General features: G+C 64.7%; 19 protein-coding genes. 3 read left to right on the plus strand and 16 right to left on the minus strand.

Annotated elements, in window-relative coordinates:
- Positions 1-96 precede the first annotated feature (96 nt).
- From ABIE04_RS10815 to ABIE04_RS10840, 6 genes are all read right to left on the minus strand, one after another.
- Positions 97-1515 (minus strand): M16 family metallopeptidase, encoded by a 1419-nt coding sequence (locus ABIE04_RS10815; RefSeq protein ID WP_354549914.1) that lies wholly within the window; start codon positions 1513-1515, stop codon positions 97-99.
- Positions 1516-1523: 8 nt separating this feature from the next.
- Positions 1524-2903 (minus strand): M16 family metallopeptidase, encoded by a 1380-nt coding sequence (locus tag ABIE04_RS10820; protein ID WP_354549916.1) that lies wholly within the window; start codon positions 2901-2903, stop codon positions 1524-1526.
- Between the two features lie 145 nt (positions 2904-3048).
- Positions 3049-3825, minus strand: a complete 777-nt coding sequence (locus ABIE04_RS10825; RefSeq protein WP_354549918.1) for a lipoate--protein ligase family protein — start codon at positions 3823-3825, stop codon at positions 3049-3051.
- Complete coding sequence (locus ABIE04_RS10830; protein WP_354549920.1) at positions 3822-4112, minus strand: biotin--protein ligase; 291 nt, start codon at positions 4110-4112, stop codon at positions 3822-3824. The genes ABIE04_RS10825 and ABIE04_RS10830 overlap by 4 nt, the downstream gene beginning before the upstream one ends.
- A 123-nt stretch (positions 4113-4235) precedes the next feature.
- Complete coding sequence (locus ABIE04_RS10835; protein WP_354549922.1) at positions 4236-4970, minus strand: SDR family NAD(P)-dependent oxidoreductase; 735 nt, start codon at positions 4968-4970, stop codon at positions 4236-4238.
- Between the two features lie 91 nt (positions 4971-5061).
- Entirely contained in the window at positions 5062-5661 is a 600-nt protein-coding gene (locus ABIE04_RS10840; protein ID WP_354549924.1) for an NADPH-dependent F420 reductase, read from the minus strand.
- 134 nt (positions 5662-5795) lie between these two features.
- Here ABIE04_RS10840 and ABIE04_RS10845 point away from each other — a divergent pair, with 134 nt between their 5' ends.
- Positions 5796-6686, plus strand: coding sequence for a LysR family transcriptional regulator (locus ABIE04_RS10845; RefSeq protein WP_354549926.1), 891 nt, complete (start codon positions 5796-5798; stop codon positions 6684-6686).
- Positions 6687-7157: 471 nt separating this feature from the next.
- On the opposite strand, the gene ABIE04_RS10850 is transcribed toward ABIE04_RS10845, so the two are convergent.
- The 3 genes from ABIE04_RS10850 to ABIE04_RS10860 all read right to left on the minus strand — a co-directional run bounded on the left by ABIE04_RS10850 (position 7158) and on the right by ABIE04_RS10860 (position 10521).
- Positions 7158-7598: a hypothetical protein gene (locus ABIE04_RS10850; RefSeq protein WP_354549928.1), complete on the minus strand. Its 441-nt coding sequence runs from the start codon at positions 7596-7598 to the stop codon at positions 7158-7160.
- A 111-nt stretch (positions 7599-7709) separates the two neighbouring features.
- Complete coding sequence (gene parC, locus ABIE04_RS10855) at positions 7710-9950, minus strand: DNA topoisomerase IV subunit A (protein WP_354549930.1); 2241 nt, start codon at positions 9948-9950, stop codon at positions 7710-7712.
- Positions 9951-10050: 100 nt separating this feature from the next.
- On the minus strand, positions 10051-10521 hold the full coding sequence (locus ABIE04_RS10860; protein WP_354549932.1) for an Lrp/AsnC family transcriptional regulator: 471 nt from the start codon (positions 10519-10521) through the stop codon (positions 10051-10053).
- Between the two features lie 93 nt (positions 10522-10614).
- Between ABIE04_RS10860 and ABIE04_RS10865 the strand changes: the two genes are divergently transcribed.
- Together ABIE04_RS10865 and ABIE04_RS10870 are read left to right on the plus strand one after the other, a co-directional pair.
- Positions 10615-11511, plus strand: coding sequence for an EamA family transporter (locus ABIE04_RS10865; RefSeq protein WP_354549934.1), 897 nt, complete (start codon positions 10615-10617; stop codon positions 11509-11511).
- Positions 11512-11548: 37 nt separating this feature from the next.
- Entirely contained in the window at positions 11549-12532 is a 984-nt protein-coding gene (locus ABIE04_RS10870; protein ID WP_354549937.1) for an aldo/keto reductase, read from the plus strand.
- On the opposite strand, the gene ABIE04_RS10875 is transcribed toward ABIE04_RS10870, so the two are convergent.
- From ABIE04_RS10875 to ABIE04_RS10905, 7 genes are all read right to left on the minus strand, one after another.
- Entirely contained in the window at positions 12533-13408 is an 876-nt protein-coding gene (locus ABIE04_RS10875; protein WP_354549939.1) for a TraB/GumN family protein, read from the minus strand.
- Between the two features lie 53 nt (positions 13409-13461).
- On the minus strand, positions 13462-13869 hold the full coding sequence (locus tag ABIE04_RS10880; protein WP_354549941.1) for an MAPEG family protein: 408 nt from the start codon (positions 13867-13869) through the stop codon (positions 13462-13464).
- Positions 13870-13920: 51 nt separating this feature from the next.
- Positions 13921-14307 carry a YciI family protein gene (locus ABIE04_RS10885; protein ID WP_354549943.1) on the minus strand — a complete coding sequence of 129 codons (387 nt, stop codon included), beginning with the start codon at positions 14305-14307 and terminating at the stop codon, positions 13921-13923.
- Positions 14308-14406: 99 nt separating this feature from the next.
- The gene (locus ABIE04_RS10890; protein ID WP_354549945.1) at positions 14407-14868 is read right to left on the minus strand and encodes a DUF4304 domain-containing protein; all 462 of its coding nucleotides are present in this window, start codon (positions 14866-14868) and stop codon (positions 14407-14409) included.
- A 245-nt stretch (positions 14869-15113) separates the two neighbouring features.
- Complete coding sequence (locus ABIE04_RS10895) at positions 15114-15671, minus strand: hypothetical protein (RefSeq protein ID WP_354549947.1); 558 nt, start codon at positions 15669-15671, stop codon at positions 15114-15116.
- 89 nt (positions 15672-15760) lie between these two features.
- Positions 15761-15982, minus strand: coding sequence for a hypothetical protein (locus ABIE04_RS10900; RefSeq protein ID WP_354549949.1), 222 nt, complete (start codon positions 15980-15982; stop codon positions 15761-15763).
- A gap of 70 nt (positions 15983-16052) precedes the next feature.
- The gene (locus ABIE04_RS10905; RefSeq protein ID WP_354549951.1) at positions 16053-17108 is read right to left on the minus strand and encodes a DUF3644 domain-containing protein; all 1056 of its coding nucleotides are present in this window, start codon (positions 17106-17108) and stop codon (positions 16053-16055) included.
- Positions 17109-17120: the final 12 nt, after the last annotated feature.

Below are 17120 nucleotides of genomic sequence, written 5' to 3' on the forward strand. Positions count from 1 at the left end.
AGGCGAGCGCGCGGCTCTTTGCTCCCTCCCCTGCTTGCCCCAAAGGGACTTCCTTCGGTCGCAGGGGAGGGCCGGGGTGGGGTCGCTCTTCGCTCTTCAGGGCTTGAACGCCACGAACGTGCCATACGGTTTCAGCTGGGCGTCGATCGCCTTGGGGTCGCCGACGATCACGATGCTCTGGTCTTTCGCGGCGAAGTACTTGCGCCCCATCGCCTGCACCTGTTCCGTGGTGACTTTGTTCGCCTCGGCCACGTAGCTGCCCAGGAAGCTCGGCGGCAGGCCATCTACCCAGTAGTTCGCCAGCGTGCCAGTCAGCGCGCCCTGGATCTGGTTGCGCAGCAGGTAGATGCCGCCGACCAGGCGCTTGGCGCCGGTGAGTTCTTCCGCACTGGCCGGCTGGCTGGCCATGCTGCCGTATAGCTTGGCCAGTTCGGCCAGGGTGGCGCCGGTGACCTCGTTGCGCACGTCGACCGTGGCCACGGCACTGCCGCCGACACGGTTGGCGCTGAAGCGCGACCACGGGCTGTACGAGTAGCCCTTGTCCTCGCGGATGTCCTGGGTAATACGGCTGGTGAAGCCGCCGCCCAGGATGGTGTTGGCCACGGTCAGCGGGATGTAGTCCGGATCATTGGCCGGTACGGCGGGACGGCCATAGCGGATATTGCTTTGCACGGCGCCGGCCCGCGGCACGATCAGCCGTTGCGGTGCCGCCGTGCGCGGGGCCGGCGCGGTATCGGCGAGTGCCGTGCCACTGGCCTTCCAGTTGCCGAACTGTTGCTCGGCCAGGCGGAACGCCGTGTCGGCATCGATCCGTCCGACGATCACCAGCAGGGCGCGATCCGGCCGGAAGCGGGCGTCGTGCAATGCTCTCAACGCATCGGGCGAGGCCGCCTCCACGCTGGCTTCGGTGAGCGAGTCGCGTGAGTACGGATGATCGCCGTACGCGGCATGGCCGAAGGCGCGCTGCGCCTGCCAGTCCGGATCGGCCTGCTGTACCTTCAGGTCCTGCAGCGCGTTCGCCTTGGCCAGGGTGACCTCCTTGGCGGGAAAGGTCGAATGCAGCGCGGTGTCGGCGACGAGTTCCAGCAGGCGCGACGCATGCGAGGCCAGCGCGCTGGCGCGGATATTGATCGCGTCCGCCTCGGCACCGGCGCCGTAGTCGCCACCGATCGCCTGCAACTCCTCGGCGATGTCGCGCGAACTGCGGCTGCCGGTGCCTTCGTTGAGCAGGCGCGCCATCATCCGTGAAAGTGCCGGCGTGGCGGCGTCGTCGGCGGCGGTACCGCCGAGCACGGACAGCGCCACGTTGACCTTGGGCAGGCCGTCGCGCGGCACCACCCACACGGTGAGTCCGTTCGGCAGGGTGCGCTGGGCGATCTGCGGAACCGGCAGCGGCTTGTCCGGGCCGTAGGCGGGCAGGTCCTTCGGCAGCGGCGCGGTGGATGCCTGGGCGACGCCGGCCAGGGCCAGGCCGAGCGCGAGGGCGAGCGTCTTGAACGTCGTGTTCGTCTTCATGGCGGTCCTCACTTGGCTGTCTTGGCGGCAGGGGCGGCGGCGACCGGGCGACGCACGATCACGCTGCGGTTGGCATCGGTGAGATAGGCGCGGGCGACGCGCTTGATGTCATCGGAGTTCACCGCCTCGATCCAGCCGGGCATCCGGTTGGCGACGTTGGCGTCGCCCCACAGCGTCTGCAGCTTGGCCAGCGTGTCGGCGCGGCCGAGGAAGGATTCCAGCCCGCCGTACCAGTCCGACAGCATCTTGGTTTTCACCCGGGCCAGGGTGGCGTCGTCGACGCCGTCGCTGGCGACCTTGCCGATCTCCTCGTCGATCGCGGCCAGTACCTGGTCCGGCGTGGCGTTGGGTTTGTACAGCGCGAACAGGCCCAGCAGGGTCGGGCCGGCGTAGTCGCTGCCGTCGCCGAGCGGGAAGTTCACACCGCCCTGGATGTTGAGCAGCAGCTCGCGGCCCTTGACCAGGCCCTGGTAAAACCGCGAGGCGTCGTCGCCGACCAGCAATTGCGACAGCACCATCATCGGGATCTGGTCCTTGCTGCCGCGCGCGGGCATCTTCCAGCCGATCGCCAACGCCGGCACCTTGGCCAGCGCATCGGTCTGTTCCTCATGACGCGGCTTGGTGTTCAGCGGTTCGGAGACGTCCGGCCGCGGCGGCAACGTGCGGGCGGGCAGGCTGCCGAAATATTTCTGCGCCAGCGCGAAGGCCTGCTCCGGCGTGACGTCGCCGGCGATGCCGAGCACCGCGTTGGCCGGCTGGTAGAAGGTGTCGTGGAAGGTCTTCACGTCGGTGATGCTGGCGTGGTCCAGGTCCTTGAACGAGCCGTAGCCGTCGTGGTTGTTGGCCCACTTGTCGAGCGCGAGGCGGTTGAGGTCGGTCCAGAAGAACAGGCCGTAGGGCTGGTTCTTCACGTTGACGCGGATCTCCTCCTTCACCACGTTCTGCTGGTTGGCGAGGTTCTTCGCGCTGAAGTCGAGTGACTTCATGCGGTCCGCTTCCAACCACAGGATCGGCGCCAGCGCGGACGATGGCGCGGAGGCGATGTAGTTGGTGTAGTCGGCGCGGGTGGAGCCGTTGAACACGCCACCGCCGCCCTGGATCACGCGCTCGAAGGTGCCCTTGGGTGCGTCCGGCGTGCCTTCGAACATCAGGTGCTCGAACAGGTGGGCGAAGCCGGTGCGATTCTGCGGTTCCAGCCGCATGCCGACGTGGTAGACCATGCTGATGCCGACGGTGGGCGAGCTGTGGTCTTCGGAAACCACCACGGTGAGGCCGTTGTCGAGTTTCTTCACCGCGACCGGCAGCTTCCAGGTATCGGTGTCGGCCGCCTGGGCGGCGAAGGCCAGGCACAGCCCGGCGACCAGTACGGATAGTCGTGAAGCGCGCATCTACGTCTCCTTGTCAACGCGAATGAAGCGCCGATCGTCCTGCGATCGGGCGGGGTCCACAAGTGACGAATGGGGGAGGAGGAATCACTGCGCACCGGGACTTCCTGCGACGCAGTCGGTCCCACGGAAGCCGCGTCGTGTGAGCTCAGGCGACGTCGCCGATCCAGGCCGGGCTGCTGAACTTCGTGTGCCCGAGTGCTTCCGCCTGGACCAGTTCGTCGGCGCGCAAGCTGCCGTCGCTGAGACCATGCAGGCGGCGGAAGGTGGCGACCATGCGCTCGATCACCGCCTCGCGCGGCAGGCCGGTCTGGCTGCGCAGCGGGTCGACCCGCTTGGCCGCGCTGACGGTGCCCTTGTCGGACAGTTTCTCGCGGCCGATGCGCAGCACGTCCAGCATCTTCGCGGCGTCGATGTCGTAGGCCATCGTGACGTGATGCAGCACCGCGCCACCGCGGTGCACTTGCGCGGCGCCGGCGATCTTGCCGCCTTCGGATGTGATGTCGTTGAGCGGCTGATACCACGCCTTGATGCCCAGTTCGCCCAGTGCCTGCAGCACCCACGCGTCGAAGAAGGCATAGGCTTCCTGGAACGACAGCCCCTTCACCAGCGACTGCGGCGCGTAGATCGAATAGGTGATCGTGTTGCCCGGCTCGATGAACATTGCGCCGCCACCGGAAACCCGTCGCACCACTTCGATGCCGTGGCGCCGTGCCGCCTCGCTGTCCACTTCATTGCGCAGCGACTGGAAGCGGCCGATCACCACCGCCGGCGATGCCCATTCCCAGATGCGCAGGGTCGGCGCGCGGCGACCGGCGCCGACCTCGTGAGTCAGCACGTCGTCCAGCGCCATATGCAGGGTGGGCGATTGCGGTGCGGTGTGAATCAGCTGCCAGTCGTGGTCGCGCCAGTCGGTGCGCATCATGCTTCGGCTTCCCTGTGCAAGGCGCGGCGCACGGCGACCGCGATGGCTTCCGGCGAAAGACCATACATCATCACGTCGGCGGATAGGGCATGACGCACGCTGGCGGCGAGCGCGGCTTCGTCGGCGTGTTCCGGTTGACCCTCCAGCGCGCGGTTGATCGTATCCAGCGCGCTGTCCGGTTCCAGGAAGAAATCGCCGCTCAGCTGCACGTCGGCAAGACGGCCATCGCGCACCGCGAGATCGATCACCACCAGCTTGCCGCCGGGCATCTTGTATTCGCCGTGCATGGATCGTCCTCGTGCCCACCGTCGTGGTGCGCAACAGGGCGATTTTGCCGCGTTACGGCGGGCAGGGGAAATCCGGGCGGCGCTCCAAGCCATCGAACAGAGCGCCCGGCCGGGCGTAGCGCGTCAGATCTGCGCAAGCCCACCATCGACAGCGAGCTCGCTGGCGGTCATGAAGCTGCTGTCCTGCGACGCGAGAAAGGCCGCCGCCGCCCCGATCTCCGACGGTTCGGCCATGCGCCGGAGCGGATTCATCGAGGCGAACACCTTCATGCCCTCCTCGCCCACTGCTGCCTTCGCCAGTTCGGTCGCCGTCGGCCCGGGCGACAGCACGTTGACCCGGATGCCGGTGCCCTTCAGGTCTTCCGCCCACGTCCGCGCGAGGTTGCGCACGGCGGCCTTGCTCGCGCTGTAGACGCCGAATGCCGGGGCGCCCGTGGTGCCGGCGCTCGATCCGGTCAGGATGATCGAGCCGCCCTGGCCCATCAGCGGCAGCGCCTTCTGCACCGTGAAGATCGTGCCCTTCACGTTGGTGTCGAAGGTTTCGTCGATGTGCTCGGCGGTGATCTCGCCCAGCGGAAGCAGGCTGCCCGTGCCCGCGTTGGCGAACACGATGTCGAGGGTGCCGCGCTCCGCCTTCACCGCCGCGTAGAGCCGGTCGAGATCGGCCAGGTCGGAGACCGAGCCCTGCACCGCGCGGGCATTGGGGCCGAGGTCGGCCACCGCGTCGTCGAGCGCTTCCTGCCGGCGGCCGAAGATGAAGACGAAGGCGCCTTCCTCGATGAAGCGCTTTGCCGCCGCGCGGCCGATGCCGGTGGCGCCGCCGGTGATCACGGCGGTTTTTCCATTCAACTTGCTCATGTCATGAATCCTGGGTTGGAGGGGTTGCTGCTGCCGAAGCAGTGATTGGGTTGCAGGCTGATCGCGGTCTTGTCGTGACGGCCGTACGCGCTTACGGCGCCTGCTTGAACAGGTCCTGGAAAATCAATGGGCCCCAGACGCGGCCGCGTGCCTGCACCAGCGTGCCGCCTTCGTCGAACTTCCCGAGGTTGACGGGGGCGAAGCCGAGTCGCTTGGCAAGGTCCGCCACCTGCGCTGCGGCAGCTTCGTCGTCGCTCGACAGGAACACGACCCGGTGGCCGCCCTGGACGTTCGGGTCGGTGGCCAGGGTGCGCGCCGGCAGGTGATTGAAGCCCTTCACGAACCTGGCGCCGGGGAACGCCTTGGCGGCGAAAGCGGAGGAGGGGAGACCGTCGAGAGTTTCGACAGGGGCATTCGTATTCATCGCGTCGATGATCGTCTTGCCCTGCCAATCCGGAAGCGCTTTGCCGACCTCGCGATGCCCGTCGAACAGAACCGCCAGGATGATCACGTCCGCCTTGACGGCTTCCTGCAGTGTCTTGGGGATGACCGTGGGCCCGATCGCCTGCGCCTGCGGCAACAGGGCTTCGGGCGATCGCCGACTGGCGACCGCGACTTCGATGTTGTTGCGGGCGAAAGCGCGGGCGAGGGCCTGGCCTATGGCACCGAAACCGATGATGGCGTAGCTCATGACATTGTCCTTATTCAGTACGGGATGGAGTGGTCCGACCCGTTCGGGCCGGTTGCCCAAGCGATCTGGGTCGCTTGACGCATCAACACAATTGACGAAACATGGCTTAATACGATCTATTTTCTGGATAAGCCGTGCTCGACAACGTCACCATCAACCAGCTGCGTGCGTTCGTTGCGGTGTGCGATCAGGGCAGCTTTTCGGGTGCGGCGCGGAAGCTCGCACGGGCGCAATCGGCCATCAGCCACGCGATCAAGGCGCTGGAAAGTGCGTTCGATATCGAGCTGTTCGAGCGCAACACGCGCAAGGCGCAGCTCACCGCGGCGGGGCGCAGTCTCTTGCCGGACGCACGGGCGGTAATTTCGCGCACGGAAGAAATGAAGAGTCGCGCCGGCGCGATCGCCAAGGCCGGGGTGCCGCAGGTTTCGGTGGCGGTCGACGCCTACTTCCCGCGCGCCCACCTGATCGACTGCTTGCGCACGCTGCAGGAAGAGTTCCCGACCGCCGCGATCAACCTGCGCATCACCACCATGCAGGGCGGCGAGAACCTGGTGCTCGAAAAGGTGTGCGCCCTGGCCGTCACCATCGAGAACGTGCCGGAGGTGAACCCGCAAGCCATCGAACGCCACTGGTTGCGCGAGGCGGAGATGGTGACGGTATGCGCGCCGTCCTATCCACTCGCTTCAACCCCCAAGCCCATTCCCGTGGACGAGTTCGGCCGGCACATCCAGATCATCGTCACCGACAACCAGCCCGGCGCCGAAAAGACCCAACAGGGCGTTGCCGGCAAGCGCCAGTGGCTGGTCAACGATCTCGGCGCCAAACGTGATCTGCTCAAGGCAGGTCTCGGTTGGGGACACTTGCCGCGGCACCTCGTCGCCGAGGATCTGGCAAGCGGAGAGCTCGTTGAACTCGAGCGCCGTGCGTGGCACATGGGTCCGCTCACGTTCGTGATCTCGCAGCGCCGCGGGTACGATCTCTCACCATGCGAATCGCGGCTGGTCGAGCTTCTTGGCAAAGCTTAGCTTCGTGCGGATCGCAGCTGCCTGTGGCTTGTCGATCATGGATGGACGTCCGCAGAAGAACGCCTTCATGCGATCCGTGAGCTGAGGCGCCGACTTAAGCCTCGGCCCCGCTTGTGATTGCCCATCACAGCGTTCCCGATCCCCCGGGCGAGAAGATGCGCTGGCTGCAGAGGCACGTGGCCTTCATGACACCAAACGGCGTGTCGGTTGCAACGCGGCCAAGGCCATCGAAGCAATTCGCTAGGCCGCTTGGTTGCCCTTGGTTGGAGCCAAGCGGCAAGTAGCTGGGGATGCTCATCCGCCGGCCGCTTTCAGCCCAAAAGCGATCCGTCGCTCTGACTGACCGTTGGATTATCCAGGCGTGCGTTCGGCGAAGTGTTCGAGCTGGACGCCCCAATGGGTGCGCAGGGCGGGGAGGTTCTGAGTGAGTTCGATGCTGCCTCGCCAAGCCCCTTGGTCGCTACCGCTGAATCAGCGGCCGCGGCGGCCGTTGAAATGGCCGCTGCCGGCGCCGACCGAGATGCTGACGCCGCCGCTTGGATGATCGCAGCTGCCGAAGGCCTTGGTGATGTTGACCGTGCCGGTCTGGTAGTTGCCGCTCATGTGACTGCCGCTCATCACGCCCATGCCGACGCTGCCGTGCATCTGGGGCTGGTTGTAGCTGTAGTCGTCGCAGTCGGTTTCCGTCGCGGTGTCGGTGGTGTCGGTGGTGTCGTTGTTGCCCATGCGACCGCTGGTGTCGCCGTAGTACACGCCGGGTGCGTTGCGGGCCGGCGTGGCGGCGGTGGAACTCGGGGCAGGCAGGTCGCTGGGCGGCAGCTTGAGGTTCAATGGTTTGCCGGTCGTCTGCGCCCACGCCGGTGCGGCCAGCATGGTGACCAGCAGGACAGGAAGAAACCGTTGGATGTTCATGCGTACTCCGGGGTTGTCACGTATTCAACGCGCGATGGCGCATTGGCGTGTACGTCCCTGTTGGAAAGGCCGGATGCCGACAAGTTCCTGCCGTTCCGAAGGCTGCAAAGGTTAGCCGGTGGTCTCGATTCTCTCCACGCGGCGCAAGCCGCGCGGCAGTACGCCGCCGCGGGTGGCGCGGTTGCCGCCGTACTCGACCAGGTCGGACCACTTCAGGGTGAGTTTGCGCTGGCCGGCATACATCGTCACTTCGCCCTTGCCTTCGCTGACCACCGCCACGCCGACGACCCGCTCGTCGCCGCTGACGAGCTTCGCCTTCGGGATCTCGATCAGCTTGTTGCCCTTGCCCTTGTCCAGTTCGGGCAGTTCGGCCACCGAGAACATCAGCAGGTGCCCTTCGGTGGTGACCACCACGATGCGGTCGCGCGCCGGGTCGGCACTGATCTGCGGCGCCAGCACCCTGGCCTTGTCGCTGAGGCTGATGATCTGCTTGCCGGCCTTGTTGCGGCCGGTGAGTGACTCGAAGCGGGTGACGAAGCCGTAGCCGAAGTCGGTGGCGAGGATCAGCCGGGTGTCGTTGTCGCCGGCGACCACCGCGTCGAAGCTGGCGCCCGCGGCCGGGCTGAAGCGGCCGGTCAGCGGCTCGCCGTTGCCGCGCGCCGAGGGCAGGGTGTGCGCCAGCGTGGAGTAGGCGCGCCCGGTGGAGTCGATGAACGCGACCTGCTGCGTGGTGCGGGCCTTCACCGCGGCGAGCAGGCCGTCGCCCTCGCGGTAGTTCAGTGCCTCGGCGTCGACGTCGTGGCCCTTGGCGGCGCGCGCCCAGCCCTTCTGCGAGAGCACCACGGTGACCGGTTCGCTGGCCACCAGCGCGCTCTCGTCCAGCGCATGCGCCACTTCGCGCTCGACCAGCGGCGAGCGGCGGGCGTCGCCGAATTTCTCGGCATCGGCGCGCAGCTCGTCCTTGATCAGACTCTTCAGCTTGGCCGGCGATTTCAGCAGCACGTTGATGCGCGCGCGCTCCTCTTCGAGCTGGTCGCGCTCGGCGTTGATCTTCATCTCCTCCAGCCGTGCCAGCTGGCGCAGCCGGGTTTCGAGGATGTAGTCGGTCTGTTCCTCGCTGAGCTTGAAGCGCGCCATCAGCACGGGTTTGGGCTCGTCCTCGCTGCGTACGATGCGGATGACTTCGTCGAGGTTGAGGTAGGCGGTGTGCAGGCCTTCGAGCAGGTGCAGGCGGCGGTCGACCTTGGCCAGGCGGTGTTGCAGGCGCCGGGTGACCGTGCTGGTGCGGAAGCTCAGCCATTCGCCGAGGATGCGCTTGAGGTCCTTCACCTGCGGCCGGCCGTCCAGGCCGATCATGTTGAGGTTGACGCGGAAGCTCTTCTCCATGTCCGTCGTGGCGAACAGGTGCTGCATGGTCTCGTCGGCGTCGACGCGGTTCGAGCGCGGCACGATCACCAGCCGGATCGGATTCTCGTGGTCGGACTCGTCGCGCAGGTCCTCGATCATCGGCAGCTTCTTCGCGCGCATCTGCGCGGCGATCTGCTCGAGGATCTTCGACGGGCTGACCTGGTGCGGCAGCGCGGTGATCACGATGTTGCCTTCCTCGCGCTGGTACACCGCGCGGGCACGCACCGAACCGCCGCCGGTCTGGTAGATCGCCAGCAGGTCGGCGCGCGGGGTGATGATCTCTGCCTCGGTCGGGTAGTCCGGCCCGCGCACGTGCTCGCACAGGTCGGCGACGGTGGCGTCCGGATCGTCCAGCAGGCGGATGCACGCGGTGGCCAGCTCGCGCAGGTTGTGCGGCGGGATGTCGGTGGCCATGCCGACGGCGATGCCCATCGAGCCGTTAAGCAGCACGTGCGGTACGCGCGCCGGCAGCCAGCTCGGCTCGTCCATGGTGCCGTCGAAATTCGGCACCCAGTCCACCGTGCCCTGGGCCAGCTCGCCCAGCAGCGCCTCGGCGATCGGGCTGAGCTTGGATTCGGTATAGCGCATCGCGGCGAAGCTCTTCGGGTCGTCCGGCGAACCGAAGTTGCCCTGGCCGTCGACCAGCGGGTAGCGGTACGAGAACGGCTGCGCCATCAGCACCATCGCCTCGTAGCACGACGAATCGCCGTGCGGATGGAACTTGCCGATCACGTCGCCGATGGTGCGCGCGGACTTTTTCGGCTTGGCGGTGGCGGCCAGGCCCAGCTCGCTCATCGCGTAGATGATGCGCCGCTGCACCGGCTTCAGGCCGTCGCCCACGAACGGCAGCGCGCGGTCCAGCACCACGTACATCGAGTAGTCGAGATAGGCCCGCTCGGCGTATTCCTTCAGCGGGATCTGTTCGTAATTGGCTTGCAGGTTCATGCGGTTGCATCAGGTGAAGTGGCGCGCGGCGCGCGGGATAACCGGTCGATGGTGCCAGAAAGCGGCGGGCTCTTGTAGGCGCGGTTTCGGCCGCGATCTGCTATGGCACGCTGGCCGGCAGCGGCGGCGCGCGCAGCGGCACCGGCGTGGACTGCACGATCGAGGTGGTGGTCTGGCCGTGGCGCAGGAAGCGGTCGAGGATCAGGTCCAGGTGTTCCAGCGCGTCCAGATGCACCTTGATGATGAAGCAGTCCTCGCCGGTGACACGGTGGCACTCGACGACCTGCGGGATCTTCTGCGCGAGTTCGGCGATCTTCGGCAGTTGCCCGGGCACGGGGCGCACCCGCACGTAGGCGGTGACCGGCCAGCCCAGCGCCTTGGGGTCGAGGTCGAGCCGGTAGCCGCGGATCACTCCGGTTTCCTCCAGCCGGTTCAGGCGTTCCTTCACCGCCGGCGCCGACATGCCGACGCGGCTGGCGAGCCGGGTGACGGGCTGGCGCGGGTCTTCCTGCAGCGCCTGCAGCAGGGCGATATTGCGGGGATCGGACAGCAAATTTGAAATCTGAGGCATGGGATGTCACCGGCTTTCAAGTCAGGAAATATTGGTCGCTGATTCCTTCTTTTCGGGATGGATCATGCGCCGATCGTTTGCAAAAGTGGCTGCATGAACGATGAATCCGATTCCGCCACAGTCGGACCGCCGTCGCCGGCCCTCGCGGCCGGCGAACGCGTGCCGCCCTCGTTGTACTTCGTGGTCAGCGCGATCTTCCATTACCTGGGGCCCGCATTCGCGGTGCTGCTGTTCGCCCACGTCGCGCCGACCGGCGTGGCCTGGTTGCGCATCGCCAGCGCGGCGCTGATCTTCGCGCTGTGGCGACGGCCCTGGCGCTATTTCGCGCAGCAGAACGCCGCGGTGCGCTGGAACATCGTGGCGCTGGGCGCGGTGCTGGGCGGCATGAACGTCTGCTTCTACCTGGCGATCGACCGGCTGCCGCTGGCCACGGTGGGCGCGATCGAGTTCCTCGGCCCGATCGCACTGGCCTGGGCCGGCCTGCACAGCCGCCGCAACGGGGTGGCGCTCGCGGTGGCGGCGGCCGGCGTCGCCATGCTGACCCATGTGCGTTTCGCCGGTACGGCAGCGGGCTTCGCCTTCGCGTTCGCGAACTGCGCGCTGTTCATGCTGTACATCGTGCTCGGCCATCGCATCGCCAGGGACGGCGGCGGCAACGGCATCGACCGGCTGGCCGCGGCGATGCTGGTGGCGCTGCTGGTCGTGATGCCGCTGGGCTGGCGCGAGGCGGCGGTGGCCTTCAGCCATCCCGGCCTGCTGGCCGCCGGCATCGGCGTGGGCGTGTCGTCGTCGGTGATCCCGTACGTGTGCGACCAGCTGGCGATGGCGCGGCTGCCGCGCGCCACGTTCGCGCTGATGCTGGCACTGCTGCCGGCCACTGCCTGCGTGATCGGCATCGTGGTGCTGCACCAGTGGCCGGGACCGGCCGAGCTGACCGGCATCGCCCTCGTCATCGCGGGCATCAACCTGCACCGGGTGGCGCCGCGCTGAATCTGCATCGACATCCGAACCCTGAAGGAGAACCGCTATGGACTACATCAATCTCGGCAAATCCGGCCTCAAGGTCTCGCGCATCTGCCTGGGCTGCATGAGCTACGAAGTGACGCCGGCCGAGCGGCCGTGGCATCTGGACGAGGAACACGCGCGCCCATTCATCCGCCGCGCGCTGGAGCTTGGCATCAACTACTTCGATACCGCGAACATGTATTCAAGCGGCGACAGCGAGCTGGTGCTGGGGCGCGCGCTGCGCGATTTCGCGCGGCGCGAGGAGGTGGTGATCGCCACCAAGGTGTTCTATCCGATGCGTGGCGACGCGAATGGCGGTGGCCTGTCGCGCAAGGCGATCATGACCGAGATCGACGCCAGCCTGCGCCGCCTCGGCACCGACCACGTCGACCTTTACCAGATCCACCGCTGGGACGCGGCCACGCCGATCGAGGAAACGCTGGAGGCGCTGCACGACGTGGTGAAGGCGGGCAAGGCGCGCTACCTGGGCGCCTCGTCGATGTCGGCGTGGCAGTTCGCCAAGGCGCTGTACACCGCCGACCTGCACGGCTGGACGCGCTTCGTGGCGATGCAGCCGCACTACAACCTGCTGTACCGCGAGGAGGAACGCGAGATGCTGGCGCTGTGCGCGGACCAGGGTATCGGCGTGGTGCCGTGGAGTCCGCTGGCGCGCGGTCGGCTGGCGCGGGCGTGGGAGGATGAACCCAGCACCGTGCGCGGCGGCTCCGATCCGTGGGGCGATAGCGTGTACGCCGCAAGCAAGGCGGCCGACAAGGCCGTGGTGGATCGCGTCGGCGAGGTCGCCGCGCGGCTCGGCGTGCCGCGCGCGCAGGTGGCGCTGGCGTGGCTGCTGCAGCAGCCGGTGGTCACCGCGCCGATCGTGGGCGCGACCCGGCCGCATCATCTGGAAGAGGCGGTGGCGGCGTTGTCGGTCAGCTTGCCGCCGGCGGAAATCGCCGCGCTCGAGGCGCCGTATGCACCGCACGCCGTCGCCGGCATCGACTGATCAGGGCAGGCGTTCGACCGGTACGCCCAGCAGTTCCAGTCGCGCCTGCACGCTGTCCGGCCCGGCCAGGTGAGCGGCGCCCACGGCGATGAAGACGGTGCCGGGCTGCTGCAGCATCGCGGCGATCTTGGTCGCCCACACCTGGTTGCGCTGCACCAGCAGCAGTTGGTAGAGCTTCGGTTCGCGCAGGCGCATGTCGTCGTTGCCGATGCGGGCGATGGTGTCCACGTCGCCGGCCTTCCAGGCGTCGATCAGTTCGGTGAGCTGGAACGCGCCCTTGTCCGCGTCGCGCATGGTCGAGCGCAGCAGGGCCAGTTCGATCGCGCGCGGCATGTCGGCGAGAAAGCGGATCTGCTGTTCGGCGGTTTCCAGTCCAAGCACCTGCTTGCCGGCGCCGGCCATCTGCGCTTTCAGCTGCTTGTCCACGCCATGCTCCGGGTCGAGCCCGGCTTTCAGCAGCGGCGTCACCGCCAGGGTCAGCGCGGCCAGCCACGGGCGCATCACGTTCAGCGTCTGCATGCCGCCGGGCACGCCGACCTTGTTCGCCAGCAGACTCAGCCGGTGCGCCTCCGACTGGCTGAGCTGGCTGGACAGCGGGTGCGTCGCATCCATCCCGTAGCGCAGCACCAGCGCCGCCATGTTCGCCGGGTCGTCGTCGGTCAGCTCGATGTACAACGTCTGGCTGTCCGCCATCGCCCGGTCCAGCGTCGGGTCATGCCAGCTGGCGTCGCTCGGCATCAGGTGCACCGTGCCGAACAGGTAGATCGTGGTGTCGGCATCCTTCACCACCCACAAGGCGGGTTTCGCCAGCGCCGGGGCGCAGGCGAGCAGCAGGGCGAGGCAGGCGAGCAGGCGCAGCGCGATGGATGGCTTCATGTCGGAAGTGTCGCGGCAGGCCGCGGCCAGTTCAATCCCGATTCGGCGGGGCACTACAGACCAAGCAGCTTCCAGGCCCAATAGATGCCGATGGCCATCTGCACGGCAAAGGCAGCAAAGCGGGCATTCACGGCGATCACGCTGGTCGAAGCCAGGTGGATGCCGGACTGGACGATTCGCGCGCCCAGCAGCCAGGGGGCCAGTGCATCCGTGACTCCGGTCCGGTCCGTGACCAGCGCGATCAACAACAGGCCGCCGAAGACGGGCAGGCTTTCGATGCAGTTCGCATGTGCCCGGGCGAGCCGCTGCATGAGCGGCGAAAGGCCCGCGTTGTCGGGCGCGAACCCGTTCGAGCGAACGCGACCGGTAACGACAAGGTAACTGCGCAACACCTCCATCACGACCAGCAGAAGCAGCGTCCAGGCAATGAACAGCGTGAGTATCAGAGCTGAGGTGGTCATGGTGCCGCCTGCGATTCGCGTGGAGTGGAGGGGAGAGGCGTTAGCCGCCAACTACGTCGGAGTCTCGTTGGTCAGGGCATAAGCGCTGGCGCGCGTCAGATCGAGCGGTCGCACCTCGCAGACGAGGCCGTAGGCCAGACACGGGTTCTCCGCCGCGATGCGCGCTGCTTCCTCCAGACTGTTCGCGCGGATGAACCAGTAACCACCGACCACTTCCTTCGCTTCCGCAAACGGACCGTCCGTGGTCGCCTGTAGCGACACCACCTTGCCCTCGCGCCCCAGTCGCTGCCCGGGGCCGATCCGGCCTTCGGCTACCAGTCGGTCGTACCACGCGTAGAACTGGTCGATCGCAGCCTGGATATCTTCACGCGAGGCGTCCTTGTCCCATTGGCCGCGGGAGAGGAGGAGGTAGTCGGAAGATGGGTTTTCCTGGTTCATGGTTGCATCCGTTGGTGTTGCGTGGGTTCCCATGACGTCTCCAGTTGTACAACACCTGCATCAAGCCTCCCGCGTCAGCGGGTCGGCTTGATTGAATGGTCAGGGCCCACTGACCTTGTGCCATGGAAGCCCACATTGAATGATCTTGTTCACGACCACCGGCATGACCAGTCCCATCTGTGTTGCATCGTCAGAGCAGGACCACCATTTGTCCCCGGGGCCAAATAGGAACCCGATATACGGAAGCTTGGCAAGGGCGGGGAACCTGGTTGGGATGAGGGGGCCAAGCCGTGTGCGGCGAGCAGGGGCGCAATCGTGCTCCTTGGCTTGGTCAGCACTGATGCCAGGGCTATCGCCGTCAGCGTAAACACCAAGGTTTACAGTGAACTTGCCTGACATCGAACGCTGGCCGAGTTGGAAGTTGACCAGCTCAGACACGCTCCGGTCCTGGGATAGACGCCGAAATGTGCGGCTCCCGTCAAACTTGAACCCATGCGCGGATAAAGCAGGAACTGCAATCTCGCGGAGCGCTCGATCAAATGCGTCAAATCTCGTGGACATGCGGGTGGGCCCTGATGTTGGAATCAAGCGGTGGCGCTGCTCGCTCGAGCAAATGGTCAGCCCTGCGCGCCCGAGTCACATGCTTCGGAAATCCATGGCGCGCTGGTCCTTCCATCGGCGTACCTGGCATGGCAGTCGAGCTCGGGGGGTATTTGGCAGAGAACGAAGAAGACGTCAGAACAAGAGTAGTGACGGTTCATGAATACGTGCCGATTAATTTCCTCCGTCCCCTTATTTTTGAACCGTTAGGGGCTGACGCCTTTAATTGTTTTGTAGAACTCAAGGATATCAGCAGCATACCCTGGGCCCGTACTAGTTAGTTGCAACGTAGATAGATATTTCTTGTACCACTCGGAGCCAAAGCGTTCCATCGCTTCGATTTCCAAAGCGTGTGAGATTCCATCGCCCTGCGTCGCTGTTCGTTCTTGCTCAAATGCGTGTGCTAGTAGCCTGGAATAATTCGAATTCTTCTTCACAACACCATCGAGTGTTTGTGTATCGGATATCCCAAGTGCAATAATCTTCTCGACAAGCCATTTACCATCTCCCGAGAAGTGCTTGAGCGTAGCCTTTTGGTCCGAAGCGATCTGTTGATCCAGACGGAGCGATGTTGGACTTGTCCGCAGGTAGAGAATGACTGAGGAGCTCGTGATGGATCGTCTTGGGATTCGGTAGACGGTTCGCGATAGCCAACTAGGTGAGGTGCGGTTCCGAAGGCCTACTGCTTCGAGGAATGTATTCCGCGGAACCTCGAATGCAAACAAGAGACCAAGAATCGCTAGCGCTAGTCCTAAAAATTCCATGGGAAACCCGTGTGAGCCATTTTCAGCGCCTAACGTTTGAGTTAAGCGGCGGCGAAGCCGCCCACCTTGAACGAGTGGTTAGCCAACAATTAGCCGATCCGAATGTCCTTGCCTTCGGCCACCATCAGCTCAGCAAACTTGACCCAGGAAAGACGCTTCTTGTTTACCGAATTGCCGGAGGGAACCCACTCGATGTTGCCCTTGCTGATGAGGGCGGTCCCGAGCTTGCGGCCATCCTTTTTGACGTCGACCGTCACGTCCTTGTGGAGAACGAACTTGGTGGAAATGTCCATCGTGACTTCATGTGCCATGAAACTCTCCCCTGTTGGCTAACGCCTGAATTAAGCCGACCCGCGAAGCGGGTTCAGCTTGAATAAATTGTTATACGCCACCGCGTACTACGGGCTTGCGACCCGTGATCTCGCGGAATGAGTCAGCGCTAGAGAAAGCTTGAACGCATTTGTTAATCCACGCTTGCGTGTACAAGTAGTCACGATGCGCTTCATCGTAGACACAATACTCTGTACGGCAATGCTCGGGCCGTGGCCCCCCGGAGGGAGGTCTAACTCCAAAGTGGCGCCAAGCATCAGAATGTGCGTTCTGGCTCACGATGTGCCGGCACTCCTGGTTAATCTTTTGAACCACAAAGCTTGGTTTGTACAAGTCAAGATTTGCGATTGGAATTTTCTTTTCTTTAATTAGGACGTTCAACTTCTCAAGCCGCTTCAATTCCTCGGGGCTGGCCTCATTAATTTTAATGAACTCCACTGAGGCATCTGCGGCGCTTTCCCGATTAGCTACTTTTGGCACCAAAAATACGTTGAAAGAATATTTCATGCTGTTCAGCACGGCCGCCGGCAGGTTGCCGCGGAAAGTTTCGATGTAGTCTTTTACTGATCGAGCGTTGTTCACAGCAAGGGCACGGGCTGCTCGTTTTTTCTCAGGTGGAACTACAGATGAAAACTGCAATGACACTGCGAGCTGCTCAGCTACGCTGTACTTGGCCCCGAAAATTGAGACGAGCAACTCTTCCAAGTTTAGAAGAGTTGCTTGGCACTCGCCGTACAGTGACGCATCAAGTTCTGGAAGATGCCGATGCTCAATTTTATTTCTGAGCCCGATAAGGAATTCAAGATTTTTTCGCTCGGGAGGTGTTGCCGCCACGTAGTATTGCTTTAAGCACTGTGAAAGATCCCAGTGCTTAGGATCACCATCTACTCTCTCGAAACGACCATTTCTCAGCTTGTACCAAGGCTTGATGTTTCGCCTGTAGTAGATTGCATGGAAGAGAGCTGTCCATGCGATGACGATCATCACCAGAAACTGCGCGGTTCTGAATTTCCGACCGGGACGGTTGTAGGCGTCAACCGCGGCAAGAGTTGCCAGCTGGCATTTTTCCAGATTGTCTTTTACTGCTTGTGGGAGTCCGCGAGGCATAGTTTTCTTTGG

It is taken from the genome of Rhodanobacter soli (genome assembly GCF_040548735.1).
Lineage (GTDB): Bacteria > Pseudomonadota > Gammaproteobacteria > Xanthomonadales > Rhodanobacteraceae > Rhodanobacter > Rhodanobacter soli_A.

Bases quoted from the DNA above. Each gene is read 5' to 3' on its own strand.
- ABIE04_RS10815 (WP_354549914.1), bottom strand. From the start codon at position 1,515: ATGAAGACGAACACGACGTTCAAGACGCTCGCCCTCGCGCTCGGCCTG.
- ABIE04_RS10820 (WP_354549916.1), bottom strand. From the start codon at position 2,903: ATGCGCGCTTCACGACTATCCGTACTGGTCGCCGGGCTGTGCCTGGCC.
- ABIE04_RS10825 (WP_354549918.1), bottom strand. From the start codon at position 3,825: ATGATGCGCACCGACTGGCGCGACCACGACTGGCAGCTGATTCACACC.
- ABIE04_RS10830 (WP_354549920.1), bottom strand. From the start codon at position 4,112: ATGCACGGCGAATACAAGATGCCCGGCGGCAAGCTGGTGGTGATCGAT.
- ABIE04_RS10835 (WP_354549922.1), bottom strand. From the start codon at position 4,970: ATGAGCAAGTTGAATGGAAAAACCGCCGTGATCACCGGCGGCGCCACC.
- ABIE04_RS10840 (WP_354549924.1), bottom strand. From the start codon at position 5,661: ATGAGCTACGCCATCATCGGTTTCGGTGCCATAGGCCAGGCCCTCGCC.
- ABIE04_RS10850 (WP_354549928.1), bottom strand. From the start codon at position 7,598: ATGAACATCCAACGGTTTCTTCCTGTCCTGCTGGTCACCATGCTGGCC.
- parC (WP_354549930.1), bottom strand. From the start codon at position 9,950: ATGAACCTGCAAGCCAATTACGAACAGATCCCGCTGAAGGAATACGCC.
- ABIE04_RS10860 (WP_354549932.1), bottom strand. From the start codon at position 10,521: ATGCCTCAGATTTCAAATTTGCTGTCCGATCCCCGCAATATCGCCCTG.
- ABIE04_RS10865 (WP_354549934.1), top strand. From the start codon at position 10,615: ATGAACGATGAATCCGATTCCGCCACAGTCGGACCGCCGTCGCCGGCC.
- ABIE04_RS10870 (WP_354549937.1), top strand. From the start codon at position 11,549: ATGGACTACATCAATCTCGGCAAATCCGGCCTCAAGGTCTCGCGCATC.
- ABIE04_RS10875 (WP_354549939.1), bottom strand. From the start codon at position 13,408: ATGAAGCCATCCATCGCGCTGCGCCTGCTCGCCTGCCTCGCCCTGCTG.
- ABIE04_RS10880 (WP_354549941.1), bottom strand. From the start codon at position 13,869: ATGACCACCTCAGCTCTGATACTCACGCTGTTCATTGCCTGGACGCTG.
- ABIE04_RS10885 (WP_354549943.1), bottom strand. From the start codon at position 14,307: ATGAACCAGGAAAACCCATCTTCCGACTACCTCCTCCTCTCCCGCGGC.
- ABIE04_RS10890 (WP_354549945.1), bottom strand. From the start codon at position 14,868: ATGTCCACGAGATTTGACGCATTTGATCGAGCGCTCCGCGAGATTGCA.
- ABIE04_RS10895 (WP_354549947.1), bottom strand. From the start codon at position 15,671: ATGGAATTTTTAGGACTAGCGCTAGCGATTCTTGGTCTCTTGTTTGCA.
- ABIE04_RS10900 (WP_354549949.1), bottom strand. From the start codon at position 15,982: ATGGCACATGAAGTCACGATGGACATTTCCACCAAGTTCGTTCTCCAC.
- ABIE04_RS10905 (WP_354549951.1), bottom strand. From the start codon at position 17,108: ATGCCTCGCGGACTCCCACAAGCAGTAAAAGACAATCTGGAAAAATGC.